Origin of the sequence: Streptomyces sp. ActVer (genome assembly GCF_027270795.1) — a bacterium.
In the GTDB taxonomy this organism is placed as follows: Bacteria; Actinomycetota; Actinomycetes; order Streptomycetales; family Streptomycetaceae; genus Streptomyces; species Streptomyces umbrinus_A.
Genome location: NZ_JAPWHT010000628.1, coordinates 1 through 4,605 on the forward strand (window position 1 = coordinate 1; position 4,605 = coordinate 4,605).

General features: G+C 70.5%; 4 protein-coding genes. 2 read left to right on the forward strand and 2 right to left on the reverse strand.

From position 1 onward, the window contains the following. Nucleotides 1-96: 96 nt before the first annotated feature. Nucleotides 97-1,449, reverse strand: coding sequence for an MFS transporter (locus tag O3Q52_RS49205; RefSeq protein ID WP_269654945.1), 1,353 nt, complete (start codon nucleotides 1,447-1,449; stop codon nucleotides 97-99). Between the two features lie 233 nt (nucleotides 1,450-1,682). Continuing rightward, entirely contained in the window at nucleotides 1,683-2,348 is a 666-nt protein-coding gene (locus O3Q52_RS49210; protein ID WP_143640805.1) for a TetR/AcrR family transcriptional regulator, read from the reverse strand. Between the two features lie 165 nt (nucleotides 2,349-2,513). On the opposite strand from O3Q52_RS49210, the gene O3Q52_RS49215 reads away from it, so the two are divergent. Together O3Q52_RS49215 and O3Q52_RS49220 are read left to right on the forward strand one after the other, a co-directional pair. Next, nucleotides 2,514-3,389: a shikimate dehydrogenase gene (locus O3Q52_RS49215; protein ID WP_269654947.1), complete on the forward strand. Its 876-nt coding sequence runs from the start codon at nucleotides 2,514-2,516 to the stop codon at nucleotides 3,387-3,389. Between the two features lie 138 nt (nucleotides 3,390-3,527). Further along, the coding region (locus O3Q52_RS49220) for a sugar phosphate isomerase/epimerase and 4-hydroxyphenylpyruvate domain-containing protein (RefSeq protein ID WP_269654946.1) at nucleotides 3,528-4,605 on the forward strand (1,078 nt) is incomplete at its 3' end.

Consider the following 4,605-nt stretch of genomic DNA (forward strand, 5'->3'; position numbering starts at 1 on the left):
TCTGGGGCGGAGCCCCAGGGGACGATGGGGGTCCCCCCGCTCGAGCGAAGCCGAGAGTGGGGGAGGGTAGGGGCGGCTGGGGCGAGGTGGGTGGGATCAGGCCGACACTGGTTCCCTGTCCTGTGACTCCTGGAGGACCCGCTCGCCGAGGTGTTCCGTCGGCACCTTGTGCGTCTCGCGGGCCGTGAGCGCCGCGATCACCGGCGGGACGCACAGCGCGGCGGTGAACAGAGCCACCGCCCCCCAGTCGTCGCCGTCCGGCCCCGCGATCTGGGCGGCGAAGGTCACGGCGAACCCGGCGATCGCGAAGCCGATCTGCGTGCCGATGGCCATGCCCGAGAGGCGGACCCGGGTGGAGAACATCTCGCCGTAGAAGGACGGCCAGACCCCGTTCGCGGCGCTGTAGACGACACCGAAGGTGACGATGCCGAGGACCATGACCAGCGGGTACGAGCCCGTGGAGATCGCCCACAGATAGGCGACCATCAGCACCCCGCTGCCCGCGGCACCGATCAGGAAGACGGGGCGGCGGCCGATGCGGTCGGACAGGGTGGCCCAGAGGGGGATGGCGCCCAGGGCGACGAGGTTGGCGAGCGCGCCCACCCACAGCATCGACGTACGGTCCATGCCGACCGAGTCGCTGGTCGCGTACGACAGTGCCCACACCGTGAAGATCGTGCTGACCGAGGCGACGAGCGCGGCCGCGACCACCCGCAGCACGTCCGCCCAGTGGTCCCGCAGCAGCACGGCGAGCGGCATCTTCACGACGCCCTCGGTGGCGGCCTGCTGGGTGAAGGTCGGAGTCTCTTCGAGGGTGCGGCGGATGACGTAGCCGACGACGGCGACCGCGATGCTCATCCAGAACGGGACCCGCCAGCCCCAGGAGAGCAGTTGGTCCTCGGGGAGCGCGGCGACCGGGATGAACACCAGCGTGGCGAGGAGCTGGCCGCCCTGCGTGCCGCTGAGCGTGAAGCTGGTGAAGAAGCCGCGTTTGTTCGGTGGGGCATGCTCCAGTGACATCGAGTTCGCGCTGGCCTGCTCGCCGGCGGCCGAGATGCCCTGCAGGACACGGCAGATCACCAGGAGCACCGGGGCCAGCGTGCCGACCTGGTCGCGCGTCGGCAGACAGCCGATGAGGAACGTCGAGAGCCCCATCAGGATCAGCGTGAAGACCATGATCTTCTTGCGGCCGACCTTGTCGCCGAAGTGGCCGAGGAACAGCGCGCCGACCGGCCTGGCCGCGTACGCGACACCGAACGTGGCCAGCGACAGCAGGGTCGCGGTGGCCGGGTCCGACTCGTCGAAGAAGACCTCAGGGAAGATCAGCGCCGCCGCGCTGCCGTAGATGAAGAAGTCGTAGTACTCCAGCGCGCTGCCGATCCAGGCGGCCGTCGCAGCCTTCTTTGGCTGGCCGGGTGGCGCGTCGAGGGGCGCTGCGGGGACGGACACGGCTTGCTCCTTCGGGGGAACTCCAACGTAAGCGGAGTGAGCGGAGGGGGAGAAGTGCCGGATCCCTGGGGTGACGGGACGGCCGTGCCGGGGGCTACCCGGCTAATTAACCCACTGGATAGTTAGTAGCGGTTGGCTACGGATGTTGCGCTCACGTTTCCCGGGTGTCAAGAGGTCGTACCGAAGGATCTTGCGGTGCCGTTCCCGCGTCCCGCCCGCACCGCGCCGGGCCCTCAGTCCGCCGAGCGGTCCGCCGTCAGATACGCGATGACCATGTCGCCCAGCATGTTCCGGTAGTGCTCGCGCTGGGCGGGGTCGACCAGGTCGCGCCCGAACAGGGCCCCGAAGGTGTGCCGGTTGGCGACCCGGAAGAAGCAGAACGAGCTGATCATCGCGTGCAGGTCGACGGCGTCCACGTCGGCCGTGAAGAGGCCCGACTCCTGCCCCGACTCCAGGATGCGGCGGATCACGTCCAGGGCGGGCGAGCCGATCTTGCCGAGCTTCTCGGAGGCGGCGACGTGCTCGGCCCCGTGGATGTTCTCGATGCTGACCAGGCGGATGAAGTCGGGGTGCGCCTCGTGGTGGTCGAAGGTCAGCTCGGCCAGCCTCCGGATCGCCGCGACCGGGTCCAGGTGCTCCACGTCGAGCCCCTGCTCGGCCTCGCGGATGACGCTGTACGCGCGCTCCAGTACGGCCGTGAACAGCTGGTCCTTGCCGCCGAAGTAGTAGTAGATCATCCGCTTCGTGGTCCGGGTGCGGGCGGCGATCTCGTCGACCCTGGCCCCGTCGTAGCCGGCCCGGGCGAACTCGTGCGTGGCGACGTCGAGGATCTCGGCCTGGGTGCGGGCGGCGTCACGGATGCGCCCGTTCGGTCGTGCCGGTTCTTCGACGCTGGTCATCGGGCTTCCTTCGGGCGAGGGGCGTGTGCCCGAGATTCTAGAAGCAGGCCTCCGCGCACGGTTCCGGGTTACGGGCCGGGCCTTCCCGTGGCTCCGCGATGCTGGTATAGCTAACGTACTAGTTCGTACATTAGTGAGCCGCTCTGGAGGTCCGTCGTGGTCGCCCTGGTCAAGGACTCGTATCTCGTCGGACTGATCGGTGCCGGGATCGGCCCGTCGCTCAGCCCGGCACTCCACGAGCGGGAGGCCGACCGGCAGGGCCTGCGCTATCTGTACCGGCTGATCGACATCGACACGCTCGGCGTCGGGCCGGAGGCGGTGGGAGACCTCGTACGCGCCGCCCGCGACCTGGGCTTCGACGGGCTGAACATCACGCACCCCTGCAAGCAGCTCGTCATCGAGCATCTGGACGCCCTCGCCCCGCAGGCCGAGGCGCTCGGCGCGGTGAACACCGTCGTCTTCGAGGGCGGGCGTGCGGTCGGGCACAACACGGATGTCACCGGGTTCGCCGCCTCGTTCGCCCGCGGGCTGCCGGATGCCCCGCTGGAGCGGGTCGTGCAGTTGGGCGCGGGGGGAGCGGGGGCGGCCGTCGCGCACGCCATGCTCACGCTCGGGGCCGGGCACGTCACCGTCGTGGACGCCCTGCCGGACCGGTCGGCGGACCTCGCGGCCTCGCTGAACGCCCACTTCGGTGCGGGACGGGCCGCTGCCGCGGGCCCGGAGCGGTTGGCGGCGCTCCTCGGTGGTGCGGACGGCATCGTGCACGCCACGCCGACGGGGATGGCCGCGCATCCGGGGCTGCCGCTTCCCGGTGAGTTGCTGCATCCCGGGTTGTGGGTGGCCGAGGTCGTGTACCGGCCGTTGGAGACCGAGTTGTTGCGTGCCGCTCGGGGGGTGGGGTGTGCGGTCCTCGACGGCGGGGGGATGGCTGTTTTCCAGGCTGCGGACGCGTTTCGGCTGTTCACGGGGCGGGAGCCGGACGCTTCGCGGATGCTGGCGGACATCACGGAGTTGGCCGGTGCGGCCGGGGCTCGGAGTTGAGGGCGCCTTGGGGGTGGGGTGGCTCGGGGCGTGGGGCGGGTGCGGGTCGTCGTGGGTTGATCGCGCAGTTCCCCGCGCCCGTTGAGGGGCGCCTGCCCTCGACTCGTTCACAGAGGTTCAGCACCGAAGGAGTCCGTCATGCGTACGTCCATTGCCACCGTCTCTCTCAGTGGGGCCCTTACCGAGAAGCTCACGGCCGCGGCGCGGGCGGGCTTCGACGGTGTCGAGATCTTCGAGAACGACCTGCTCGCCAGCCCCCTCACGCCCGAGGAGGTGCGGGCCCGCTGTGCCGATCTCGGGCTGAGTATCGATCTCTACCAGCCGATGCGTGACATCGAGGCGGTCCCGGCGGAGGAGTTCCGGCGGAACCTGCGGCGGGCCGAGCACAAGTTCCGGCTGATGGAGCGGCTCGGGGCCGACACCGTGCTGGTGTGCTCCAGCGTGTCGCCGCTCGCCGAGGACGACGACGCGCTGGCCGCGTTCCAGTTGCGGCGGCTTGCCGAACTGGCCGAGGGGTTCGGCATCCGCGTCGCGTACGAGGCGCTGGCATGGGGCCGCCACGTCAGTACGTACGACCATGCCTGGCGCATCGTCGATGCCGCCGGCCATCCCGCGCTCGGGACGTGCCTGGACAGTTTTCACATCCTGGCCCGCGGGTCCGATCCCAAGGGAATCGAGGACATTCCCGGGGAGAAGATCTTCTTCCTGCAACTGGCCGACGCGCCGCTGATGGCGATGGACGTGCTGCAGTGGAGCCGGCACCACCGCTGTTTCCCCGGGCAGGGCGGCTTCGACGTCGCCGGGCTCGTCGGGCATGTGATGCGTGCCGGATACGAAGGGCCGCTCTCGCTGGAGGTGTTCAACGACGTGTTCCGGCAGGCGGAGGCCGGGCCGACCGCCGTCGACGCCTTGCGTTCGCTGCTCGTGCTGCAGGAGAGCGTCGGCCTCACCGAGCCGCCCGCCCCTGTCGTACCGACCGGTGTCGCCTTCGCGGAACTGGTCACCCCCGACGTCGAACCGCTGTCGGAGATCCTCGAAGCGCTCGGCTTCGCCCGCACGGCCCGGCACCGCAGCAAGCCGGTCGACCTGTGGCAGCAGGGCGAGGCCCGGCTGCTGCTCAACACGGGTCCGGCCGCTCGACGGGACGGTACCCAGCTGGCCGCCGTCGGTCTGGGGTCGCCGGATCCGGCGGGCGCCGCCCGGCGGGCCGGGGCCC